Annotated in this window: 21 protein-coding genes; 3 read left to right on the forward strand and 18 right to left on the reverse strand. The window is 64.0% G+C overall.

The genetic code is table 11. The features are described from left to right. Positions 1–9 precede the first annotated feature (9 nt). The 14 genes from DNK06_RS11145 to DNK06_RS11210 form a co-directional block, all read right to left on the reverse strand. Positions 10–1254 (reverse strand): NAD(P)/FAD-dependent oxidoreductase, encoded by a 1245-nt coding sequence (locus DNK06_RS11145; RefSeq protein ID WP_131180097.1) that lies wholly within the window; start codon positions 1252–1254, stop codon positions 10–12. Continuing rightward, complete coding sequence (locus tag DNK06_RS11150) at positions 1241–2389, reverse strand: sodium:proton antiporter (RefSeq protein WP_131180098.1); 1149 nt, start codon at positions 2387–2389, stop codon at positions 1241–1243. The genes DNK06_RS11145 and DNK06_RS11150 overlap by 14 nt, the downstream gene beginning before the upstream one ends. Beyond that, positions 2386–4728, reverse strand: a complete 2343-nt coding sequence (locus DNK06_RS11155) for an MMPL family transporter (protein ID WP_242674625.1) — start codon at positions 4726–4728, stop codon at positions 2386–2388. The genes DNK06_RS11150 and DNK06_RS11155 overlap by 4 nt, the downstream gene beginning before the upstream one ends. Next, positions 4718–5326 carry an outer membrane lipoprotein carrier protein LolA gene (locus DNK06_RS11160; protein ID WP_131180099.1) on the reverse strand — a complete coding sequence of 203 codons (609 nt, stop codon included), beginning with the start codon at positions 5324–5326 and terminating at the stop codon, positions 4718–4720. The genes DNK06_RS11155 and DNK06_RS11160 overlap by 11 nt, the downstream gene beginning before the upstream one ends. Continuing rightward, positions 5323–5748 (reverse strand): acyl-CoA thioesterase, encoded by a 426-nt coding sequence (locus tag DNK06_RS11165; protein ID WP_131180100.1) that lies wholly within the window; start codon positions 5746–5748, stop codon positions 5323–5325. The genes DNK06_RS11160 and DNK06_RS11165 overlap by 4 nt, the downstream gene beginning before the upstream one ends. Positions 5749–5858: 110 nt before the next feature. Then, positions 5859–7400 (reverse strand): HAL/PAL/TAL family ammonia-lyase, encoded by a 1542-nt coding sequence (locus DNK06_RS11170; RefSeq protein ID WP_131180101.1) that lies wholly within the window; start codon positions 7398–7400, stop codon positions 5859–5861. After that, on the reverse strand, positions 7381–8316 hold the full coding sequence (locus tag DNK06_RS11175) for an LpxL/LpxP family acyltransferase (protein WP_131180102.1): 936 nt from the start codon (positions 8314–8316) through the stop codon (positions 7381–7383). The genes DNK06_RS11170 and DNK06_RS11175 overlap by 20 nt, the downstream gene beginning before the upstream one ends. Then, complete coding sequence (locus DNK06_RS11180; RefSeq protein ID WP_131180103.1) at positions 8316–9065, reverse strand: glycosyltransferase family 2 protein; 750 nt, start codon at positions 9063–9065, stop codon at positions 8316–8318. Before DNK06_RS11180 ends, DNK06_RS11175 begins: the two co-directional genes overlap by 1 nt. Further along, a complete protein-coding gene (locus DNK06_RS11185) occupies positions 9062–10720 on the reverse strand; it encodes an acyl-CoA synthetase family protein (protein ID WP_131180104.1) in 1659 nt (552 codons plus the stop codon). Before DNK06_RS11185 ends, DNK06_RS11180 begins: the two co-directional genes overlap by 4 nt. Beyond that, the gene (locus DNK06_RS11190; RefSeq protein WP_131174380.1) at positions 10717–11262 is read right to left on the reverse strand and encodes a COG4648 family protein; all 546 of its coding nucleotides are present in this window, start codon (positions 11260–11262) and stop codon (positions 10717–10719) included. Before DNK06_RS11190 ends, DNK06_RS11185 begins: the two co-directional genes overlap by 4 nt. After that, complete coding sequence (locus DNK06_RS11195) at positions 11259–11516, reverse strand: acyl carrier protein (RefSeq protein WP_131180105.1); 258 nt, start codon at positions 11514–11516, stop codon at positions 11259–11261. The genes DNK06_RS11190 and DNK06_RS11195 overlap by 4 nt, the downstream gene beginning before the upstream one ends. 11 nt (positions 11517–11527) lie before the next feature. After that, positions 11528–11788, reverse strand: a complete 261-nt coding sequence (locus tag DNK06_RS11200) for a phosphopantetheine-binding protein (protein WP_131180106.1) — start codon at positions 11786–11788, stop codon at positions 11528–11530. Further along, positions 11769–12578 (reverse strand): lysophospholipid acyltransferase family protein, encoded by an 810-nt coding sequence (locus tag DNK06_RS11205; protein WP_131180107.1) that lies wholly within the window; start codon positions 12576–12578, stop codon positions 11769–11771. The genes DNK06_RS11200 and DNK06_RS11205 overlap by 20 nt, the downstream gene beginning before the upstream one ends. Beyond that, positions 12551–13264, reverse strand: a complete 714-nt coding sequence (locus DNK06_RS11210) for a beta-ketoacyl synthase chain length factor (RefSeq protein WP_131180108.1) — start codon at positions 13262–13264, stop codon at positions 12551–12553. Before DNK06_RS11210 ends, DNK06_RS11205 begins: the two co-directional genes overlap by 28 nt. A gap of 283 nt (positions 13265–13547) precedes the next feature. On the opposite strand from DNK06_RS11210, the gene DNK06_RS11215 reads away from it, so the two are divergent. Further along, entirely contained in the window at positions 13548–14318 is a 771-nt protein-coding gene (locus DNK06_RS11215) for a ParA family protein (RefSeq protein WP_131180109.1), read from the forward strand. A gap of 80 nt (positions 14319–14398) precedes the next feature. Here DNK06_RS11215 and DNK06_RS11220 read toward each other — a convergent pair whose 3' ends face one another. From DNK06_RS11220 to DNK06_RS11230, 3 genes are all read right to left on the reverse strand, one after another. Next, positions 14399–15196 (reverse strand): universal stress protein, encoded by a 798-nt coding sequence (locus tag DNK06_RS11220; RefSeq protein ID WP_131180110.1) that lies wholly within the window; start codon positions 15194–15196, stop codon positions 14399–14401. Positions 15197–15319: 123 nt separating this feature from the next. Continuing rightward, positions 15320–15754, reverse strand: coding sequence for a thioredoxin TrxC (gene trxC, locus DNK06_RS11225; RefSeq protein WP_131180111.1), 435 nt, complete (start codon positions 15752–15754; stop codon positions 15320–15322). A gap of 74 nt (positions 15755–15828) precedes the next feature. Then, positions 15829–16806: a sulfite exporter TauE/SafE family protein gene (locus DNK06_RS11230; RefSeq protein WP_131180112.1), complete on the reverse strand. Its 978-nt coding sequence runs from the start codon at positions 16804–16806 to the stop codon at positions 15829–15831. 224 nt (positions 16807–17030) lie between these two features. Here DNK06_RS11230 and DNK06_RS11235 point away from each other — a divergent pair, with 224 nt between their 5' ends. Further along, on the forward strand, positions 17031–18503 hold the full coding sequence (locus tag DNK06_RS11235; protein ID WP_131180113.1) for an alpha/beta hydrolase: 1473 nt from the start codon (positions 17031–17033) through the stop codon (positions 18501–18503). 82 nt (positions 18504–18585) lie between these two features. Here the strand turns inward: DNK06_RS11235 and DNK06_RS11240 are convergent, their stop codons facing one another. Beyond that, complete coding sequence (locus tag DNK06_RS11240; protein ID WP_131180114.1) at positions 18586–20805, reverse strand: OsmC domain/YcaO domain-containing protein; 2220 nt, start codon at positions 20803–20805, stop codon at positions 18586–18588. Positions 20806–21070: 265 nt separating this feature from the next. On the opposite strand from DNK06_RS11240, the gene DNK06_RS25295 reads away from it, so the two are divergent. Beyond that, complete coding sequence (locus DNK06_RS25295) at positions 21071–21220, forward strand: type II toxin-antitoxin system CcdA family antitoxin (protein WP_242674624.1); 150 nt, start codon at positions 21071–21073, stop codon at positions 21218–21220. The last annotated feature ends 316 nt before the right edge of the window (positions 21221–21536 follow it).

Genomic DNA, 21536 nt, shown 5'->3' on the forward strand with positions numbered 1-21536 from the left:
GAAGCGTTCTCAGACACTGGCGCACAACTCCGCGAGAACCCGCAGGCGTCGCCTAGGCTCGGCCACGTAGGGGTTGCGCTCGTCCCAGGCATAGCCGGCGAGGATCGAGCTGATCATGCTACGGATCTCGGGTGAAGCATTGGGGTAATAGATCACGTCCTGGAAGCTGCCGTCGTACCAGCCTTCCACGTAGACACGGAAGGTGTCGACGCCGCGTTTGAGCGGGGTGGCGAAGTCCAGTTCCCAGTCCACGCTTTCGCCGCTCAACTGGCGGTGCAGCAGGTTGGCGGCCATGCTCGCCGAGCGCATGGCGATGGTCACGCCGGAGGAGAACACTGGGTCGAGGAACTCGGCGGCGTTGCCCAGCAGGGCGAAGCCGGGGCCATGCAGGGTCTTGACGTTGGCCGAGTAGCCCTTGATTTCGCGCACCGGGGTATCCCACACGGCATTGCCCAGTACCTTGGTCAGGCTCGGGGTTTCCTCGACGAACTGCTTGAGGGCGGCGTCCATGTCTTCCGGGTAGCCGTCGAAGCGCTCGGCCAGGCCGACCACGCCGAGGGAGCAGCGGCCGTTGCTGAACGGGATCGTCCAGAACCACACATCGCGCAGCGTCGGATGGGTGGTGATGAGGATCTTCTCGCGGTCGAAGTCCGGGTGATCGATACGGTCTTCGATATGGGTGAACAGCGCCTTGCGCATCGGCAGGTTGGACGGCAGTTCGAGGTCGAGCAGGCGCGGCAGCAGTCGGCCATAGCCACTGGCGTCGAGCACGAAGGTGCAGCGCACCTGGTACTCGTGGCCGTCCGCGAGACGACGCACCGACAGCAAGGGTTGTTCGCCGCTGAAGTCCACCGCGACGATTTCTTCTTCGTAGCGGATGGTCACGCCCTGGCGCTCGGCTTCGTCGGCCAGCACCTTGTCGAAGGTGGCGCGTTGCACCTGGAAGGTCGAGCCGAAGCTCGGCGTGAAGGTCTCGCGGAAGTCGAAGTCGGTGTAGCGGTCGCCCCAGGCGAAGGCCGCGCCGTGCTTGATCTGAAAGCCTGCGGCGCGCACCGCGTCGAGCATGCCGGCTTCTTCGACGAAATCCAGGCAGTGCGACAGCAGGCTCTCGCCGATCGAGAAGCGCGGGAAACGCTGGCGTTCGAGAATCAGCACCTCGTGGCCCTTGCGCTTGAGGATGGCGGCGGCGATGGCACCGGATGGGCCGGCACCGACTACGACGATCTGATGCTGTTGGACTTCAGGAGACTTCATAGCGGCTTTTCGCCTCGCTTGTATAAGCGCGCCGGCCCAGCAGGGCTGGCAGCAGGGTAGAGAACAGGCTCATCAGCAGCAGGCCGAAATAGACCATGGCATCGATCAGCTGCAGTTGCAGGAGCAGGTTGAGAAACACGATTTCGGTCAGGCCGCGGATATTCAGCAGCAGGCTTTCGCGCCACTTGATCTGCGCCGAGGCAGCCGGCTCCGCCCAGTGCAGGCCAAGCCAGCTTCCCAGCACTTTGCTGACCACCGGTACCACCAGCAGTACGCCGACCGACAACCAGGAGTAATGCTCATCGATGCCGTGGAAGTCCACGCGCAAAACGCCGCAGGTGAGGATCAACGGCACGGCCAGGCCATTCATCAGCAGCTTCCACAGGTGTTCCGGCAGCGGCAGGCGCAATGGCTGGCGGATCCAGGCCAGGCACAGCATGTAGGCGATGCCGAATACCAGGGTGTTGAGCTTGAGGCTATGGAACAGCAGCATCAGCGCGAAGAACGGCAGGCTGAAGAACAACGGGTGGCGCAACTTCAACAGGTGCAACAGCATGGGCAGGGCGGCGGCCAGCAGCGGCCACAGCAGGCTTGCCGGATGGCTGCTGCCCTGGGCCAGGCCGAACAGGCTCCAGCACATGAAGTCCATCAGGATCGCCGCGTGCAGCAGGCGTTTGGTCGCCGCGGGCGGATAGCCGATGTTCTGCAGGAACAGATAGAGCACCGGGATCGCCGTGATGGAAAACAGCAGGCCGATGCCCACCGCGCTCAACCAACTGCGTTCGCCAGGTAACAGCCAGAGGGCACAGGCCAGACCGGCGAGCAGCGGCACCAGGAAGCTCGGCAGGGCGATCTTCAGGCACGCCGGGCTGAGTTCGAGGTCGATCACGTCGCTGAGGATGTAGCCCAGCAGCAAGGCGAAGCACAGGCCGTAGAGCAGGTTCAGCCAGGTTGGCGCGAGCAGATCCGCGGCGCCCAGCTGCAGGTGCGGCTCGACCCAGCCGAGCAGCATGGCGGGTATCGCCAGGCTGGCGACCAGCAACTGGCCGACGATGGGAATCAGCCGGCGACCGCCAACGCTGCCGACCAGGGCGTAGACTGCCAGAGCCAGCAGCCAGAAACCGAGCACGCTCACGCGACGACCTCCTTGTCGGGACGCGGTGCGGCCCAGGGCGACAGCAGAAAACAGAACATCAGCCCCAGGCTGATGGCCAGGCCGAAATTGGCGATGGCCGGCGTCTGGCTGATCAGCAGCAGGCCGAACGACAGCCAGCTGGAGATCGCCGAGAGCAGCGTACCGAGCAGGCTGACGGCGGGGCCTCCGATGTTTTCGCGCATCAGGATGGCGTAATCGACACCGATGGCGGTGATCAGCAGCAGGCCGAACAGGCTGAACAGGGTCAGTGGCTGGCCCAGCCAGCCCAGGCAGGCCAGCGCGGCGAGGGCCGCGAGCAATGGCAGGCAGACCACCCGCAGTGCGCCGCCGATGCCGAAGGGTATGCACAGCAGCAGCACGATCGCCAGGCAGGAGATCAGCTTGAGTTCGGCGGCGCTGATCTGGGTGGCGGCGAACAGGCTGTTCAACTCGCCCAGGCGGTCGACCAGTTGCACGCCGTCGAGGCCGTCTGCGGCGGTTTGCAGCAGTGCGCTGTCGGTCTGCCCCTGCAGGCTGACGATGGCGGCAACGCCATTTTCATCGCGGCCCAGCCATAGTGTGCGCCAGGGCTCGGCCAGGGGGCTGGCGAGGGCTTGATCCAGATCCGCTTGTGGCTGTTCCAGCAGTTGCTGCAGCTCGGTCTGCAACGCGGCGGCCGGTACGCCCAGGTCGAGCAGCGCTTGCCAATGCGTTGGCAGTTCTGCCAGGGCAGTGCGTAGCGACTGCAACTGGGCGGCGGGCGCTATCAGTTGGTTGAGCGACAGGTAGCTGCGCAGCTGATCGCTCTTCACCAGTGTGTCGAGACGTATGCCGAGGGCGTGCTGACGCTGCAGCAGTTGCGCCTCATCGGCCGCACGTACCAGAAAGAACTGGCTGGTGGGCTGCTGCCCGGTGAGCTGCACGATGCGCTGCGACTGGGCGAACAGCGCCGGATCCTTGCCCAGCCACTGGCGCAGATCGTTCTGGCTGTGCAACTGCCAGATACCGCCCGCGCAGAACAGCAGGAACAGGCCGAGTAGCCAGAAATTACCGCTGCCTTTCTGTATGCGGCTGTGCCAGCTCAGCAGGCGCGTGGCCACGGCCAGCAGGCGCGGAGCCGGGCGCAGCTGCATGCCATCCAGCCAGGCGGGGAGCAGGCAGACCGAGCAGAGATAGGCACCGATCAGGCCGGCAGCGGAGAACGCAGCGATCTGCGTCAGGGCCGGGAACGGCGTGAAGGCCAGCGCCAGGTAACCGATCAGGTTGGTACCCAGGCTCAGGCTGAGGCCCGGCAGGGTACTGCGCAACGCGCTCCAGCTGCGCCACTCGGTGTGGCCCCAGCTCTTGCTCAGGTAATGCAGCGGGTAGTCGGCGGCAACGCCGATCAGGCTGGCGCCAAGCACCAGGGTCAAGGCGTTGATCTGGCCGAACAGCAGTACGCAGGCGGCGGAACCAGTGAGCAGGGCGACGCCGATCGGCAGCAGGCTGAGCAGAACCCGCGGGCGCCGGAAGGCCAGCAGCAACAGCAGCAGGGTGCCGAGGCTGGCGGCACCGCCAATCAGGGTCATCTCGCTCATGGCTTTGTTCTGGCCCGCCGCGGCGTACAGTACGCCGCCGGTGGCGAGCAACTGGCCGCCGGCTGCCTCGGTAGCGGCACGCGCGGCTTCGATACTGTGTGCGATGGCCAGTGGCGCCTGCATATCGAAGGCGTCGCCGTGGCTGCGCAGGTGCAGCACGGCCCAGCTCATGTCGGATTCCTGAACCAGCAGGGTGCCACTGGCCAGATCCGGCTGTACCCGGCCGGCAAAATTGAGCGCCTGCTGGGCGCGTGCGCCGAGGCCCAGCCAGTCCTGTTCCGGCGGCAGCAGGCTGAAGGAGGCGAACGGATCGAACAGCCCGGCAGCGCGCTGGTGGATGAAGGTTTGCGGCTGCTCGATCAACAACTGGCGGTCGGCCGCGGGCAGCAGGTTCAGGCGGTTGTCGCGCAGATGCTGGCGCAGGGCGTCGAGGTCGCTGTCGAGTCTCCAGCGCACCTGTTCGAAGTGGCCGCTGTCGCGCCATTGCAGGCCCAGGGTGGCCGCCAGGGCGACGGCACGTTCGCGCTCGGGGTGGCCGACCAGTACCAGCAGGTCGTGCTGAATCGGCTCCTGCATGCGCGCTTCGGCCTGTTGCAGCCGCGCATCGCCGGCGCCGCTGGGCAGCAGGGCAAGCATGCTGGCAGCCACCGGCGGGCCATTGCGCCACTGCCAGGCGGTCAGCGCCAGCAGCGCCAACAGCAATACGGCGAACAGCCGCGGCAGTCGGCGCTCGATGAGCGCGTTTCTCGGTTCAGCGGGCAAAGTCGCTACGCTCCTGCTCGCTCAGGGCATCATCCACGACACTCGCGGGCATGCGCATCAGCGTGCGGTCGCCCTGGGTTTCGTGTAATTCGATACGCTCGACCAGCTCGCCACCGCTGATGTCGATGCGGCTGAACACCTGCTTGAGCAGCAGCGAGGTCGGCGACAGGCTCAGCGTCCAGGCCTTGGCGTCGCCGCTCAGCTGCAGGTCGAAATCCCGCGCCAGGCCGCTGTGGTTGCCCTTGAGCACGTCGAGAAACAGGCGGCTCTGCTGCGCGGCGACGTCGCGTCCCGGTTGCATCTGCCAACCGTCGACGGTGCGCCGGGCGATACCGGTGGCGTCGATGCGGTAGTCCTGCTGAAGTGGTTTGCGCAGCTTCCAGAGCAGGCCGGCATCGGCGGCGAGCACGAAGTCGCCACTGCTGGCCAGCGGCTGGGGCAGGGCGCGCAGGTGTTTTTCCTGGATGAACGGCCCACGCACCACGGCGTGCTGCGACAGCTGCTTGCTGAGCCCGTCGAGGGTCAGTGTCTCGGCCTGGCTGTTCAGGGTCGCCAGCGCCAGGCCGAGCAGCAGGGCGAAGCGCGCCATGGCGATCATCCGATCACCCGTTGCACGGCATCGATGAATACCTGCGGTGAAGCCAACTGCATTTCCCGGCTGGCGATTTCCACTGCCACCTGCACACTGCTGCCGCGGGTCATGCGTTCGCCACTGGCGGTGTCGCTGATCAGGTAGTGGATCTTCAGGCGGTTTTCCCATTCGACCAGATCCGCGCACACGGTGATGCGCTGGCCGAATTGGGCGCCGCGGATGTAGCGCAGCTGCAGGTCGATCACCGGCCAGGCGTAGCCGCTGTCACGCATCTGCGGGTAGCCGTGGTCGAGCCGGTCGAGCAGGGCACAGCGCGCCTGCTCGAAGTACTTGACGTAGTGGCCGTGCCAGACGATTTCCATCATGTCCACGTCGAAGAACGGCACGAGGATTTCCACCTCGGCCTGCAGCACGCCTTTGCTACGCATGATGGCTTCGTCCCTGTAGGCGCTGGCTTGCCAGCGAAAGCGATTCGCGCGGCAACACCGAAGCAGATTTCAACGTCGTTATCGCCAGCATGGCTCCTGCAAAGCATGGGTTACGCATAGAGGCTCCAGTGCTGGGCACGGATACGTTGCAGGCACAGGCGCAGTTCGCCTTCCAGGGCGCGATCTTCGATCAGCGGCGGGAAGTCTTCGCCGAGTTGCCCGTGCATGTCCGCCAGGGCTGCCGGCAGGACGGTCGATTCGGCGCGCTGGCGCAGCCACACGCCCTGGTTGGCAGCGAGCAACGTGGCCGCGGCGACCTGCTCGGCCAGTTCCAGGCTGCGCAGGGCGTCGCGGGCGGCGATGGTGCCCATGCTCACCTTGTCCTGGTTGTGGCATTCGGTGGAGCGCGAGAATACGCTGGCCGGCATGGTGTTCTTCAACGCCTCGGCGGTCCAGGCGCTGGCGCCGATCTGCACGGCCTTGAAACCATGGTTGATCATCGCCGTTTCGGCCGGGGCGCCGGACAGGTTGCTCGGCAGGCCGTGGTTGTAGCGGGTGTCGACCAGCAGGGCGAGCTGGCGGTCGAGCAGGTCGGCGAGGTTGCCGATCAGGTTCTTCAGGCTGTCCATGGCGAAGGCGATATGCCCGCCGTAGAAGTGCCCGCCGTGCAGCACGCGCTCCTCATCGGGGTCGATCAGCGGGTTGTCGTTGGCGCTGTTCAGCTCGGTTTCGATGAACTGGCGCAGCAGCCCCAGGCTGTCGGCCAGCACGCCAAGCACGTGCGGTGCGCAGCGGATGGAGTAGCGATCCTGCAGGCGATGCAGCGGCGCGGTCGGCGCGTCGATGGCCAGATCCTGGCGAATCCAGGCGGCGACCTGATTCTGGCCCGGATGCGGTTTGGCGGCGAACAGGCGCTCGTCGAAGTGTTCGGGATTGCCCTGCAGGGCGATCACATTGAGCGCGGTAATGCGCGTCGCCAGCTTGAGCAGGTAATCGGCGCGGGCATAAGCCTGGCAGGCCAGGGCGGTCATTACCGCAGTGCCGTTCATCAGTGCCAGGGCTTCCTTGGGGCGCAGTACCAGCGGCGTCCAGCCCAGTTCGGCGTGCACGTCAGCGGCACTGCGACGCTCGCCGCGATACATCACCTCGCGCTCGCCGCACAGCGTCGCGGCAATGTAGGACAGTGGCGTCAGGTCGCCGCTGGCGCCTACCGAACCTTCTTCCGGGATCAGCGGCAGCACATCGTGTTCGATGAATGCCTGCAGGCGCTCCAGCAGTTCCAGGCGAACCCCGGACATGCCCTGGCACAGCGACTGCAAACGGGCAGCCAGCACTGCGCGGGTGGCCGGCTCGTCGAGCAGCTTGCCCAGGCCGCAGCCGTGGAAGGTGTACAGATGACGGGGCAGCGCCTCGACCTGGTGCAGCGGTACCGCCACCACGCAGGAGTCGCCGTAGCCGGTGGTGATGCCGTAGATCATGCCTTCACGATCCAGCAGGCTGTCGACGAAGCGTGCGCCGCGGCCGATGCGGTCACGCCATTCGGCACTCGTGTCCAGGGCGCCACGCGCCGTGCGCTGGGCCAGGCCGACGATCTGTTCAAGACGCAGCGGCTGAGCGCCGAAGGTCACCGTTTCAGGCTGATGGGTTGTCATGTTCGTTCCAGAACGGATAGAAGTTGAACCACTGCTGCGGGGCTTGCAGGCAGCGTTGGGCAAGGTGATCGGCGTAGCGTTGCGCCCAGCCCTGGATCACCGCATCGCGCTCGCTGCGTTTCCACTGCACGGAGTCGGTAAAGGGTTGCAGCATGATCTGGTAGCGGCCATCGATCTTCAGGCAGTCGATCAGGTTGACCGGGCACTGCAACAGCCCGGCGAGCAGCCAGGGGCCCTGGGGCAGGGGCGCCGACTGGCCGAGAAACTCCACGTTGACGGTGCGCTCGCCGTGCAGCGGCACGCGATCGCCGGCAATCGCCAGCCATTCGCCGCGCTCCAGGTGATCGGCCAGGCGCATCATCACCGCCGGATCCAATTCGCTGACCTGAATCAGCCGCAGGTTGTCGGCACCGGTTTCCTTGAGCAGGCGATTGAACTGCTCGGCATGCCGGGTATGAACGAGCACGTTCATGCGTACCTGGGCGCCCAGCTCGGCCAGAGCGCGGCACACTTCGAGATTGCCCAGGTGGGCGCCGACCAGCAGTTGCCCACGGCTGCCGCTCATCTGGCCGTGCAGGCCGTGGGGGTCGATCAGCTCGATGTCGGCGAAGTGCAGGCGGCCGCTCCACACGTCCAGCTTGTCCAGCAGGCTGTCGGCGAAAGCCATGAACTGGGCGAACACCGAGCGGTGAGTCGGGCGCAATGCCGGGCGGGCGCTCCAGCTCGCCAGGTTGTTCTGGTACTGGCGAACGCTGCGCCGTGCCCTGGCGCCGAACAGGAAGAAATAGCCGACGATCAGGTACAGCAACGGGCTCAGGGCACGGCGCCCCAGGTAGCGCGAGGCCAGGGCGGTGAATTTCATCAGGGCGAAACTGCCGCGCTCGCGCTGCTCGGCCCAGTGCCTGCTCCGATTCATCAGCGCCACCGCCGATAGAGCAGCCAGGGCGCGCGGCAAAGCATGCCGAAGAACAGCCGCGCATGCATTTTCGAGATCAGCACGTTGTCCTGCCACAGGCGGAAATGCGAGACGCCGTTCGCTGGGTAATGCACGCAGGTCGGTAGCCAGCGCATGGGCTGCCCGCGCCAGGACAGACGCACGAGAATCTCCGAATCGAAGTCCATGCGCGTGCCCAGTTTCGCCGAGTCGATCAGTGCCACGCTGGTGGCCAGTGGATAGACACGGAAGCCACACATGGAGTCGCGGATCTGCAGCGACAGGCTGTTGATCCACACCCAGACGTGGGTCAGGTAGCGCGCGTACAGGCGGCCCTTGGGCACGCTGGCGTCGTACTGCGGGTAGCCGCAGACGATCGCCTCGGGATGATCGCGGGATTCGTCGAGAAAGGCCCGTACCGCCTGCAGATCGTGCTGGCCGTCGGCATCTACCTGCAGGGCATGGCTGAAACCCAGGCGCTGCGCCTCGCGCAGGCCGGCCATCACCGCGCCGCCCTTGCCCTGATTGTGGGGCAGGCGCAGCAAATAGGTATCGGCCTCGCTGGCGAGCCTGTCGATCACCGCCGCGCAGCCCGGGCTGGAGGCATCGTCGACCAGCACGCAAGGCAGGCCGGCCTCGAGCAAGGCGGCGACCACCGCGGGCAGTGCGTGCTCATGGTTGTACACCGGAATCAGTGCGCAGGGACGATGGGCGGCTGCAATCGTACTCATGGCGCGGCCTTGAGCAGGATGCGGCCGGAGGAGCAACTGGCCTCGCCGTTGCGGAAGGTGAAGTACAGCTTGTTGCGCTCGGCGTCGAAACGCAGGGTCAGTTGCAGACGGTCGCCGGGACGCACCAGTTGCTGGAACTTGAGCACTTCCATGCCGCCGAACAGCGGCGGCAGGTCGCTGATCAAGGCGCGCGCGAACTGCTGGGCCCAGTCGATCTGCACCACCCCCGGGAGCACCGGGGTGCCTGGAAAGTGGCCGCTGAAATGGGCCAGATCCAGGGGCACGTCCAGCTCCAGGTGCCATTCGCCGTCTTCTTCCCGCGCGCAGCTCGGCTCGACTCGTGTGGGGCGGGCGGCGGCCAGCAGGTCGTTGACCTGCGCCTGGCCCAGTTTGCCCTGGCTGCTGTAGGGCAAATGGGGCAGCAGGCGCCAGCGGCGCGGCAGGGCGATGCTCTCGCAATGGTCGGCAAGGTGCTGGCGCAGGCCCTCGGTCAGGTGGCGACGGCCCTGATTACGCAGCACGTGCAGGCCTTCGGGAGACAGCGCGACCAGTGCACCGAGAAAGGCACGGCCCTGCTGCAGCACGCCAAGACGCGCCTCGCTGACCCAGCCGTGCAGGGTCAGGGCCTGTTCCAGCAGGGGCAGGGAGATACGTTTTTCTTCCAGCTTGACGATGCGATCCAGGCGCGCGCCGAGGATGAAGCGACCATCGGCCTCGATCTGCACGGCGTCGGCCATCTGTTCCCAGTGGCCAGCAGGCAGATAGGGCGAGCTCAGGCGCAACGCGCCCTCGTCGTTCAGCTCGAGCTGCACGTCAGCGAACGGCTGCCAGTGCTCGCCGCCCTGGCGCCAGGCGATGCCGCCGGTTTCCGAGCTGCCGTAGATTTCCGTCGGCCACTGATCCAGGCGCTGTTGCAGCGAAGCAGCGGCCTCGGCCGGCAGGGCTCCGCCGGAGGAAAACACCTGACGCACGCGGCTCAGCGCCGACCAGTCGAGGTTGTCGCCCATGCGCTTGAGCAGCGCCGGGCTGGTGACCCAGGCAAACGCCGGGTGGGGCAGGCTGGCCAGTTGCAGGTCTTCGGGGAAGGGCAACGTCTTGGGCAGGAAGGCGCGCCCCGCGCACAGCGGCCAGAGCACGCGGAACAGCAGCCCGTAGATGTGCTGGGCGGCCACACTGCCGATGATCAGTGCATCGCCGAGCCTTTCACCCCAAAGATTTTCCAGCGCCTGCACTTCGTTGGTCAGCTGCCCGAGGCTCTTGTCGATAAGCTTGGGCTCGCCACTGGAGCCGGATGTGCACAGGGTCAGGCGACAATGTTCCAGATCCAGCGCACGAGCGGGCAGTGGCGCTGCCGTCATCGAATCATCGAGCCGCTCCAGCCACAGATCGACCTGGGCGCCCAGGCGCTGACGGGTCTGCGGCTGCGCATCGGCCGGCAGCAGCACATGGATATCGGCCTGCCAGGCAGCGAGCAGGGCGATGGCCAGCTCGGCGGCATCCTCCAGGTGCAGGGCAACGCGCTGCACGCCCGCAGCCTGCCAGTGGCCGGCCAGGTTCAAGGCGCGCTGGCACAGTTGCGCGTGGTTCAGTTGCGGCGTTATCTGACGGCTGGCATCCGCCTCCAGCAGCAGGTTCTCGAGGCTCAGCCAGTTCATGCGAATCTCCTTACACGTTGACGTACCAGCCATTCGCCGGCGAATAGCAGGCCCATCAGGCAGTAGGAAATCAGCCCGGTGTAGAGCGCCCACCAGGACAGCGGTGCCCACAGATTCAGCGCGACCACCACCAGGCCGTTGGCGAGCAGAAACAGTGCCCACACCTCGGTCACTCGGCGGGTGTAGCGCACGGCCACTTCAGGTAGCTCGGGCTCGCGCAGACGTGCCAGGCGCTCGGCCATCGGCATGCCGATCTTCAGGCTGCTGGCGAACAGCGCCAGCAACAGCGCGCTGACCAGCACCGGGTACCAGCGCAGCAACGCCGGCTCGTCAGCCAGGGCAAGCAGCAGGCAGAAGACCAGAACCACGCCGGTCATCCTGCGGCTATTGCTGTCGCGCGGGTTGGCGAGCAGGCGGGCCAGCCACAAGCCACCGAGCAGCCCGGCGAACAACCCGGGCGAAAGGTGGCCCGCGCCGAAATATACGGCGAACGGATACGCCACGCTGACCAGGGCTACCAGCAGGCCGAGCAAACGGCTCATGCGGGATCCGCGTTGACCAACTGATACACCGCTTCGACCACGTCGCCGACGGTACGCACCGATTTGAACGCTTCGGCGGCAATCTTCTTGCCGGTCTGGCGCTTGATATGGTCGATCAGGTCGACGGCGTCGATGCTGTCGATTTCCAGATCTTCGTAGAGGTTGGCGTCCAGGCTGATCCGCTCGGGGCTCAGCTCGAACAACTCCACCAAGGCGTCGTGCAAGGTGGCGAAAATTTCGTCACGGGTTTGCATGGTGGTCGTCCTCAGGCTGCCTGGCGGCTGGCAACGAAGGCTGCCAGGCTGGTCACGTTGGCGAAGTGGGTGCGGGTGTCCTTGGATTCGGCGTCGATCTTGATGCCGAAACGCTTCTGGATCGCCAGGCCCAACTCCAGAGCATCGACCGAGTCCAGGCCGAGGCCTTCACCGAACAGGGTGAGGTCGTCGCCGATGTCCTGAGGCGTGGTGTCTTCGAGTCCCAGGGAATCGATGATCAGTTGTTTGATCTCAAGCTGTAGAGCGCTCATCTCTTGCGAGCTCCTTTATGAAGTGCTGATGCAGATAGTCGTTGAGTTTGCGTGATGCGACCGGTGCCGCGCCCATGGCAGCGAATCGCGCTGGATCGATGTCCTGGCCCACGCGCAGACGGACGTGAAAACGCCGCGCTGGAATCCGGTACCAGGGCTCCGCTTTGGTCAGAGTGGTAGGTGTGACGCTGATCACCACGGGGGTGATCACATTGGCGCCGCGCAAGGCGATGGCCGCGGCGCCGCGGTGGAACTCCGGCGCACGACCGGGCGTGGTGCGCGTGCCTTCCGGAAAGATGATCAGGGTCTGGCCCTGCTGAAGCGCATCGGCGGCTTCGTCGAGCATGTCCATGCTGCCGCTGTTACTGATGTAGCCCGCGGCACGAATCGGCCCGCGCATGCAGGGGTTGTTCCACAGACTTTGCTTCACCACGCAATTGGCGTTGCGGGTGAAGGCAATCGTCACCACCACATCGATCAGCGAGGGATGGTTGGCGATGATCATCTGGCCGGGGCGGCCCAGGCGTTCGGCGCCTTCGACTTCATAGGTGAGTACGCCGCTGCGGTGCATGAATTTGACGAAGGTGCGGAAATTCCAGCTCACCACTTGCCTGGCACGGCGCTGATGGGCTGCGGCATCGCCCGGCAGCAGCGACAGCACGGGGAACACCAGCACACGCAGCAACAGGCCGCCGATGCCGAACAGGGTAAAGCTCGCCGCTGTCGCGATCAGCCGCCACCAGTAGGGCGCGCTGTAGCGCTTCACGGGGTTTTGTGTGACCAGATCCATTGGCGTTCTTTCCAGGTGTGTTCGAGGGTGGTGCATTCGTTGCAGAGACCTTGTATCAGGCTCAGCGGGTGCGGCCACTGGGTGCGTGGCCCTGTGCCCGGGCGTAGCTGCAAATTCCAATCGTCACCAGGTACCAGCAACAAGGCCAGCGCGTAGGGGAACGGAACGTCGTCGATGAACGGAGCATAAAGCGCCGGCTGTGCTTCTTCGCCGATCACCAGCAACACCGCCGGGGCGCCATCGGCGAGGAGCGTGGCGGCTTCCAGCATGGCCATCTCCAGGCCATCGCCTTCGCCGGCCAGGGCGGTCATCTCGCTGGTGTCGCCGCGCAGGATCGACCATTGGCCGATGATCGCGTTGTGCACGGAAAGACTGAACTGTGTCGGCGACAGTGGTTCTGCTACTGCAAGGTCTTGAAGAATGGCCAAGCTGCGCGGGGTTTCGCCATGCCGCGAAACGAACACCAGGGGCAGCGCCGGGTGCCCCTCGGCAAGCGGCCAGGCGACCTGGAAAACCATGCGCGCCAGGCGGCTCAAACGGCGGCGCTGCAGGGCCGGAAGGAAGCTGACATCGGGTTGTTCGCCGCAATCGTGCAGGCGTTCGGGGGCCTTGCTCCAGGCGAGCCAGTCATCCGTACTGTCCAGGCCAGGAGCCCAGGCACGCCATTGATCGATCCTGAAATGCATGTCTAGATGAAACTCTGCTTGGCCCGCCGGGCATTTCCTTGTCTATGCGACTGTCCTGTGCGACAAGAGCCTTGTCGATGGGAAGCGATGCTGCGCGGGCATTATCCGGGGGATGACTTGGCCTCGCAAACATTAAGTAGCGGTTTTCTGATGGATGACGCGTTTCCCCGGCTTCGCGCTACTGTCATCAGGCTATGCCTAGTATCAATGTACTAGGGGCCTGTTGATATTTCAGCGCAACCCGCGTTGTTGAAGCGTCAACAGACCTAAAGAGGAGGTACGGATGCGGCGCGTGATTTTCAATCAGAAGGGCGGAGTGGGTAAATCCAGTATCGCCTGCAACCTGGCGGCGGTGAGCGCCTCTCAGGGTTACCGGACGCTGCTGGTCGACCTGGATGCGCAGGCCAATTCGTCCCATTACCTGACCGGTCTGACCGGTGAGGACATCCCCATGGGTATTGCCGACTTCTTCAAGCAGACGCTTTCCAGCGGGCCGTTTTCCAAGAAGGGCAAGGTCGATATCTACGAAACCCCCTTCGACAACCTGCACGTGATCACCGCCACTGCCGAGCTGGCAGAACTGCAGCCCAAGCTGGAGCAGAAGCACAAGATCAACAAGCTGCGCAAACTGCTCGAAGAACTCTCCGAAGACTACGAGCAGATTTACCTGGATACCCCGCCGGCACTGAATTTCTATACGGTTTCGGCGTTGATCGCTGCCGAACGCGTATTGATTCCCTTCGACTGCGATACCTTCTCGCGCAATGCCCTGTATGGCCTGCTGCGGGAAATCGAGGAGTTGAAGGAGGATCACAACGAAGCGCTGGAAGTGGAGGGCATCGTGGTCAACCAGTTCCAGCCGCGCGCTACGCTGCCGCAGCAACTGCTCGACGAACTGGTCGCCGAAGGCTTGCCGGTGTTGCCGGTGAACCTGATGAGCTCGGTAAAGATGCGTGAATCACACCAGGCCTGCACGCCGCTGATCTACCTCGATCCGCGGCACAAGCTGACCCTGCAATACGTCGCACTGCACGACCTGCTGCAGCAGGCTTGATTGTCGCGCTGCCGCGCTAAGGGCGCTGCTGCTTGCTTGGGTAACCCGGTGTTGAGCGAAGCGATACCCGGGTTGCGAGGCTAGCGAACCACGAACACGTCGCAGGGCGCCTTGTGCAGGAAGTGCTGGGCCAGGCTGCCGAGCAGTGCCTGGGACAGCGCACCTCGGCCGTGGCTGCCCAGCACCAGCAGATCGCTGTCGCGACTTTTCAACTGTTCCTGCAGGCAACGCAGGATGCCACCCTCGTGAACCGTATGGCTCAACTGCGGCCCTGACGGCGGTAGATTTTGCGTTTCGTCCTGCAGCAACTGGTCGATCAGCGCATGCTGGATTTCCACCTGGCTGCGTACCTGATCGGGTGTGCCCTTGTCCGGCTCGAAAACATGTACCGCGTGCAGCTCGGCGTCCTGGGGCAACAGTTCATAGGCTCCGGCCAGCGCGCTGCAGGCGCACAAGGAAAAGTCGATGGCAGCCACGGCCTTCTGATAGGGGCCTTTGCTCGAATGCGCGACCAGCAGGAGCGGCACCGGGCAATGGCGGGCGATGCGGTCGAGGCTGGTGCCGGAAAAGAACTCGTGGCGTTCCAGGTGACCGCCGAGTACCAGCAGGTCGTAATCGCCTTCCTGCAGGTGCTGGAGCACCACCTCCGACGGTTTGCCGCTGCGCAGGTGCAGGGTGCTGCCTGGCGGCGCAGATTGGCTGATGCTGCTGTCCAGCGCCTGCCTGGTCTGGTCGTGCGCCTGTTCATTCTGGCCCGGATCGAGCACATGCAGCACGCTCAGGCGGGCGCCATGCTGCTGCGCCAGTTGAGCGGCCCGGCGTAGCGCCAGTTCAGCGGTACCACGCAGATCATGGGCAATCAGAATGTGCTTGAACATGGCGCTCTCCTGCCTGGCGATGCCCCACCGGTGCGGTGGCTCGCCTGGCTATTGTGTTCCATGGATTAGCCTGCTTTTTGACCTCTTGCAAGGTCAGGTGTCAGTCGGCTCGCTCGCGATTCATCAGACTCCCTGGGTGTTCAGCCAGGCGAGCAACTGCGGCAAGGGCAAAGCACCGCTTTGCCGGGCCACCTCCTTGCCGTCACGAAACAGAATCAGGCTGGGAATCGAGCGGATACCCAACTGGGTGGACAACTGCGGGTTGGCTTCGCTGTCCAGTTTGCCCAGCCGGCAGCGGGTGCGCAGTTCGCTGGCCGCTTGCGTGAAGGTCGGCGCGAAGCTGCGACAGGGCCCGCACCATGAGGCCCAGACATCCACCAGCAAGGGCAGATCGCCCTTGAGCTGCGTGGCGAAGTTGCCCTGGCTCAGGTCGAACGGTATCCCCGGCAACACCTCGGCCTTGCAATGGCCACAGCGCGGCGCCTCGCCCAGGCGTGCGGCGGGTATGCGGTTGAGGCTGCTGCAGCTGGGGCAGGGGATGATCGGTGAATCGCTCATGACAGGCTCCGGAAAAGTCGTGCAACTTTCCGGCAGCCTATGGGCTGCGGCCCGTCATCGCAAGGCGCAGGTTCTTACGTCAGACTGGCGTAGATGTTGTACCCACTGATCAGCGTGATCAGGCAGCCGACGATGGTCAGCAGGGTGCGTGCCGACAGCGTCTTGCACAGCAGCGCGGCCAGCGGCGCGGCGAACATGCCGCCGAAGACCAGGCCGGCGACCATCAGCCAGGTATCCGGCTGACCGGCCAGGAGGATGAAGGAGGTGGCGCTGGTGATGGTCAGGAAGAATTCGGCGAAATTGACCGAGCCGATGGTGGTACGCGGGTCGCTGCCCGAGCCGAGCAGGCTGCTGGTGACCACCGGGCCCCAGCCACCGCCACCGGCGGCGTCGACGAAGCCGCCGAACAAGGCCAGCTTGCCGACGTGTTTGGGCTCCTTCTTGACCAACCGCACGTGGCGATAGGCCTTGCGCAGGATGTACAGGCCCATCAGCAACAGGTAGGCGGAGATGAAAGGCTTCATCACGTCGCCGTCAAAGGTGGTGATCAGCACCGCGCCGAGAATCGCCCCGATCATGCCCGGCAGCAGCAGGCGCAGAAAAAGCGCCTTGTTGACGTTACCCAGCTTGGCATGGGAAATCCCCGACAGGCCGGTAGTGAACACCTCGGCGATATGCACGCTGGCACTGGCCGCCGCAGGTGTGGCGCCGGTGCTGAGCAGGAAGGTCGTGGCGGTGATGCCATAGGCCATGCCCAGTGCGCCGTCGATGACCTGAGCGAAGAAACCGACCGCCACGGCGCTCCAGAAGGCGCGGCTGGTCAGGGCATCCTCGATGATTTCCAGGCCGGTGCTTTCATGATTGCCGAAGAACAGGCGCCAGGCGAGAAACAGCAGCAGGCCAGCCAGGGTGAGGATGGCGAACCACATGGCGGCACGCAGGATCGGGTGGTTGTCCGGGTGGGAAACGAAGTCTTCCACGGGGGGTAATCCCAGCGCCTGGTGTTCATCGTTGACCGGGCTGTTGCTGAGATCGAGATTGCGAATTTTCATGCGGTGTAAAGGCCTGACAGCGGGTGGTAGAACAGGCGTATTGAAGCGGCGCCGACGATAGACGGCTTTTGTCGATGAGTCTAAGAACCTTTGGAAAGGTCTATATGCCTATTCGGTTTAATAGATAAGCAAATGTTGAATGGTCGGCTATAGCAAGACTGCGCACCAACGTTCGTGCGTAACGAGGGTTATCATGGATCGTTTGTGGTCCGGGAGATTGAAGCATGAAGGCGGTGGTGAAGAAGTGGGTGCGCCTGACCGGGTTGGTTGTCGCTGTGACTGCACTGACCTTTTTCGCCTTGCGGATTTACGATGCCCAGAGCAAGCCCGACCTGAGCCCCTGGCACACCTTCGTGCCCCACGAGCTGAGCGCCAACGAGCTGGATGCCGGGAGTTGGCAGGATTATCTGCTGGCCGAGCAGGCACTGTTCGCCTCGCTACCGGACAAGGTCTACCAGCGCCTCGATGATGCCGAGCGCGTGCCGGATAACCGTTACTTCGCCGATAGCCCTCTGAATGCCTCGCGCTTCGAGTGGGACTGGAACCGTTCTTACGTGCTGGAGCCCGGTGGCAAGCCAAAAGGCGCGGCGGTCATGCTGCACGGGCTGAGCGATTCACCCTATAGCCTGCGGCATATCGCCAAGGTGTATCGCGACGCCGGCTTCATCGTCGTAGGCCTGCGTCTGCCGGGGCATGGCACCACGCCCGGCGCGCTGACCGATGTGACCTGGCAGGACTGGCTGGCGGCTACGCGCCTGGCCGTTCGTGAAGCCAGGCGTCTGACCGACGCCGGTGATCCGCTGCATCTGGTCGGCTATTCGGCAGGCGGTGGCCTGGCCCTCAAGTACGCCCTAGATGCACTCGGCAACGATGAGCTGGCGCGGCCGGATCGCCTGACGCTGATCTCGCCGATGATCGGCGTGGCCGGCTATGCCCGCTTCGCCGGGCTGGCGGGGCTGCCGGCGGTCTTCCCGGCTTTTGCCAAGGCCGCCTGGCTGGACGTGCTGCCCGAGTACAACCCGTTCAAGTACAACTCCTTCGCCCTCAACGCCGCGCGCCAGTCCTACCTGTTCACCACGGCGCTGCAGGAACAGATCGCTACGCTGAGCGAACGTGGAGCGCTGCAGGATCTGCCGCCGCTGCTGACGTTCCAGTCGCTGGTCGATTACACCGTCAGCACACCCGCAGTGGTTGGTGCCTTGTATGGTCACCTGTCCGACAATGGCAGCGAGCTGGTGCTGTTCGACCTCAATCGTTTCGTCGACTTCGGGCCGTTGCTCGGTGCCCACGCCAAGTCGCCCACCGACCTGCTGCCACCCGCGCCCCGCGATTACCGAACCACGCTGGTCGGCAATGCCTCGCCGCAGACGCTGGATGCTGCTGCCCGCATCACCGAGGCCGGCGCGTCGGACGAGCAGGTGACGCCGCTCGGCCTGGCGTTTCCCCGTGAAGTGTTCTCCCTGTCCCACGTCGCCCTGCCATTTCCGCTGAGCGACTCGTTGTACGGTTTGCAGCCCGATGAACCGGAAGACTATGGCGTGCACCTCGGTGCATTGTCAGTGCGCGGCGAACGAGGCGTGCTGCTGGTCAGCATGGAGGCGCTACAGCGGGTGACGTCCAATCCCTTCTATCCCTATATGGTCGAGCGCCTGCGCGAGCATGCGGGGCTTGAGGCGGCCAGGCGTAGGGCGTATTAGCCGAAGGCGTATCCGCCACCTGCTCCAGCCATTACGCAGTAAACCGCAGATTACGCTTCGCCCCGCGAGTAGCCCTACACGATTAGCTGGATAACGCCGCTACCCTGGCTCTGGCCGCATGCAGCTTCTTGTAGCTATCGATCAGGCGCAGATGCCTGTCGAGGCCTTCCAGCTTCATGCTCGTCGGCGTCAGGCCGTAGAAGCGTACGCTGCCGTCCACCGAGCCGATGGCGGCGTCCATCCGCTCGTTGCCGAACATGCGGCGGAAGTTGGCTTCGTAGTCCGCCAGCTCCAGGTCTTCATCGAGCTGCATTTCCAGCACTGCATTGACGGCCTGGTAGAACAGGCCGCGCTCGACGGTGTTGTCGTTGTACTGCAGGAACATTTCCACCGCCTCTTTCGCCTCGTCGGTCTTCTGCAAGGCGAGATAGATCAGCAGCTTCAACTCGAGGATCGTCAACTGGCCCCAGGCCGTGTTGTCGTCGAACTCGATGCCGATCAGGGTGGCGATATCGGTGTAATCATCCAGCTCGCTTTCCACCAGACGCTCGGCCAGCGACTCCAGCTCGGCGTCGTCGAGACGGTGCAGGTTGAGAATGTCGGCGCGGAAGAACAGTGCCTTGTTGGTGTTATCCCAGATCAGATCGTCCACCGGATAGATTTCCGAGTAGCCCGGCACCAGGATGCGGCAGGCCGTGGCGCCCAGGTCGTCGTACACCGCCATGTACGCCTCCTTGCCCATGCCTTCGAGGATGCCGAACAGGGTCGCGGCCTCCTGGGCATTGGCGCTTTCTTTTTCACTGGAGCCGCCCTGGCCGGAGAAGTCCCACTCGACGAACTCATACTCCGACCTGGCACTGAAGAAGCGCCACGAGACCACGCCGCTGGAATCGATGAAGTGCTCGACGAAGTTGTTCGGCTCGGTGACCGCGTGGCCTTCGAAAGTAGGCTGGGGCAGATCGTTGAGGCCTTCGAAACTGCGACCCTGCAGCAATTCGGTGAGGCTGCGTTCCAATGCGACTTCAAAGCTGGGGTGCGCGCCGAACGAGGCGAACACGCCGCCGGTGCGCGGGTTCATCAGGGTCACGCACATCACCGGGAATTCGCCTCCCAGGGACGCGTCCTTCACCAGCACCGGAAAGCCCTGGGCTTCCAGGCCCTGGATACCGGCGAGGATCGCGGGATATTTCGCCAGCACATCCGCCGGTACATCCGGCAGCGCGAATTCACCTTCGATGATCTCGCGCTTCACCGCCCGCTCGAAGATCTCCGACAGGCACTGCACCTGAGCTTCGGCCAGGGTATTACCGGCGCTCATGCCGTTGCTGAGGTACAGGTTCTCGATCAGGTTGGAGGGGAAATACACCACCTCGCCATCCGACTGGCGCACGAACGGCAGCGAGACGATGCCGCGCTCTTCATTACCGGAGTTGGTGTCGAACAGATGCGAACCGCGTAGCTCGCCATCGCGGTTGTAGATATTCAGGCAATACTCGTCGAGGATCTCCGCCGGCAGCGCGTCCTTGCGGCCGGGCTGGAACCAGCGCTCGTTCGGGTAATGCACGAATGGCGCGTTGGCGATGTCTTCGCCCCAGAACTGATCGTTGTAGAAGAAATTACAGTTCAGCCGCTCGATGAATTCGCCCAGCGCCGACGCCAGCGCGGCTTCCTTGGTGGCGCCCTTGCCATTGGTGAAGCACATCGGCGAGCTTGCATCGCGGATATGCAGCGACCATACGTTGGGCACGATATTGCGCCACGAGGCGATCTCGATCTTCATGCCCAGGTCGGCCAGGATGCCCGACATATTGGCGATGGTCTGCTCCAGTGGCAGATCCTTGCCGGCAATGAAGGTACTGGTTTGCGCACCGTCGCTCGGAATCAGCAGCGCCTGGGCATCGGCATCCAGATTCTCCACTTCCTCGATGATGAACTCCGGCCCGGCCTGCACCACCTTCTTCACGGTGCAGCGGTCGATGGAGCGCAGGATGCCCTGGCGATCCTTGTCGGAGATATCGGCGGGCAGCTCGACCTGGATCTTGAAGATCTGCGCGTAGCGGTTTTCCGGGTCGACGATGTTGTTCTGCGACAGGCGGATGTTGTCGGTGGGAATGTCACGGGTCTGGCAGTACAGCTTGACGAAGTAGGCCGCACACAAGGCCGACGAAGCCAGGAAGTAGTCGAACGGCCCCGGCGCCGAGCCATCGCCCTTGTAGCGGATAGGCTGATCGGCGATCACCGTGAAGTCATCGAACTTGGCTTCAAGTCGAAGGTTGTCGAGAAAGTTGACCTTGATTTCCATGCGCGAGCACCAGCGAGTAAAACGAATGGCCGGCATTATCCGGGTTTTCAGTGGGAAGTCTTGTGCGGGGTGGGGATGGCGGCTGAGTGGCTTCCGAGGATCTGTCTGCTGGAATCAGGGCTGCCAGCGCGCATACTGGCCTGCGTCACAAACCATCGGGGGAGTCTTATGTCCGCTATCTATGATTCTCATGCCGCCAAGCGAGCTGCTAGCGTCAGAATAAATGGGGATTTACTCAACAAAGCCAGGGGCCTGAGACATCGACTTGTCTGCGGTTCTGGAGGAGGCGCTGATTGAGGCTTTTAGGGACAAGCAGCGTGGGCGATGGCTGGCAGAGAATCGCCAGGCTATTGCTGCTTACAATCGACACGTGGAATCGAATGGCGTGTTCAGCGACGATTTGCGGAGCTTCTGACGCTTCTGTTCGTTGCCTACAACCCGGTAAGACCTGAGTTAGCCCGTAGGGCGTATTAGCCGCAGGCGTAATCCGCCGAAAGAAAGTGGCATCACCGCGCCCCGAACAGCAGAGCGGCCCACACGAGGTGAGGCGTTCAGCCTATCAGCGTATATAGCCGATTCGCGGTAAACGACGGATTACGCTTCGCTAGGGCCTGTTGAGATTCATCGTGAATTGATAATGGCAGCGGCAAGATTGACCATGGCGCAAAAGCTTGCATCGGTCTTGTCACAGCGCATTGCAATACGCTTGAACTCCTTGAGTTTGCAAAAGA

The sequence above is a fragment of the Phytopseudomonas daroniae genome (assembly GCF_004327285.1).
Lineage (GTDB): Bacteria > Pseudomonadota > Gammaproteobacteria > Pseudomonadales > Pseudomonadaceae > Aquipseudomonas > Aquipseudomonas daroniae.

What these genes read in the sequence shown, in the direction of transcription:
- DNK06_RS11145 (WP_131180097.1), bottom strand. Translation starts at nt 1,254, where the DNA reads ATGAAGTCTCCTGAAGTCCAACAGCATCAGATCGTCGTAGTCGGTGCC.
- DNK06_RS11160 (WP_131180099.1), bottom strand. Translation starts at nt 5,326, where the DNA reads ATGATCGCCATGGCGCGCTTCGCCCTGCTGCTCGGCCTGGCGCTGGCG.
- DNK06_RS11165 (WP_131180100.1), bottom strand. Translation starts at nt 5,748, where the DNA reads ATGCGTAGCAAAGGCGTGCTGCAGGCCGAGGTGGAAATCCTCGTGCCG.
- DNK06_RS11170 (WP_131180101.1), bottom strand. Translation starts at nt 7,400, where the DNA reads ATGACAACCCATCAGCCTGAAACGGTGACCTTCGGCGCTCAGCCGCTG.
- DNK06_RS11175 (WP_131180102.1), bottom strand. Translation starts at nt 8,316, where the DNA reads ATGAATCGGAGCAGGCACTGGGCCGAGCAGCGCGAGCGCGGCAGTTTC.
- DNK06_RS11180 (WP_131180103.1), bottom strand. Translation starts at nt 9,065, where the DNA reads ATGAGTACGATTGCAGCCGCCCATCGTCCCTGCGCACTGATTCCGGTG.
- DNK06_RS11185 (WP_131180104.1), bottom strand. Translation starts at nt 10,720, where the DNA reads ATGAACTGGCTGAGCCTCGAGAACCTGCTGCTGGAGGCGGATGCCAGC.
- DNK06_RS11190 (WP_131174380.1), bottom strand. Translation starts at nt 11,262, where the DNA reads ATGAGCCGTTTGCTCGGCCTGCTGGTAGCCCTGGTCAGCGTGGCGTAT.
- DNK06_RS11195 (WP_131180105.1), bottom strand. Translation starts at nt 11,516, where the DNA reads ATGCAAACCCGTGACGAAATTTTCGCCACCTTGCACGACGCCTTGGTG.
- DNK06_RS11200 (WP_131180106.1), bottom strand. Translation starts at nt 11,788, where the DNA reads ATGAGCGCTCTACAGCTTGAGATCAAACAACTGATCATCGATTCCCTG.
- DNK06_RS11205 (WP_131180107.1), bottom strand. Translation starts at nt 12,578, where the DNA reads ATGGATCTGGTCACACAAAACCCCGTGAAGCGCTACAGCGCGCCCTAC.
- DNK06_RS11210 (WP_131180108.1), bottom strand. Translation starts at nt 13,264, where the DNA reads ATGCATTTCAGGATCGATCAATGGCGTGCCTGGGCTCCTGGCCTGGAC.
- DNK06_RS11215 (WP_131180109.1), top strand. Translation starts at nt 13,548, where the DNA reads ATGCGGCGCGTGATTTTCAATCAGAAGGGCGGAGTGGGTAAATCCAGT.
- DNK06_RS11220 (WP_131180110.1), bottom strand. Translation starts at nt 15,196, where the DNA reads ATGTTCAAGCACATTCTGATTGCCCATGATCTGCGTGGTACCGCTGAA.
- trxC (WP_131180111.1), bottom strand. Translation starts at nt 15,754, where the DNA reads ATGAGCGATTCACCGATCATCCCCTGCCCCAGCTGCAGCAGCCTCAAC.
- DNK06_RS11230 (WP_131180112.1), bottom strand. Translation starts at nt 16,806, where the DNA reads ATGAAAATTCGCAATCTCGATCTCAGCAACAGCCCGGTCAACGATGAA.
- DNK06_RS11235 (WP_131180113.1), top strand. Translation starts at nt 17,031, where the DNA reads ATGAAGGCGGTGGTGAAGAAGTGGGTGCGCCTGACCGGGTTGGTTGTC.
- DNK06_RS11240 (WP_131180114.1), bottom strand. Translation starts at nt 20,805, where the DNA reads ATGGAAATCAAGGTCAACTTTCTCGACAACCTTCGACTTGAAGCCAAG.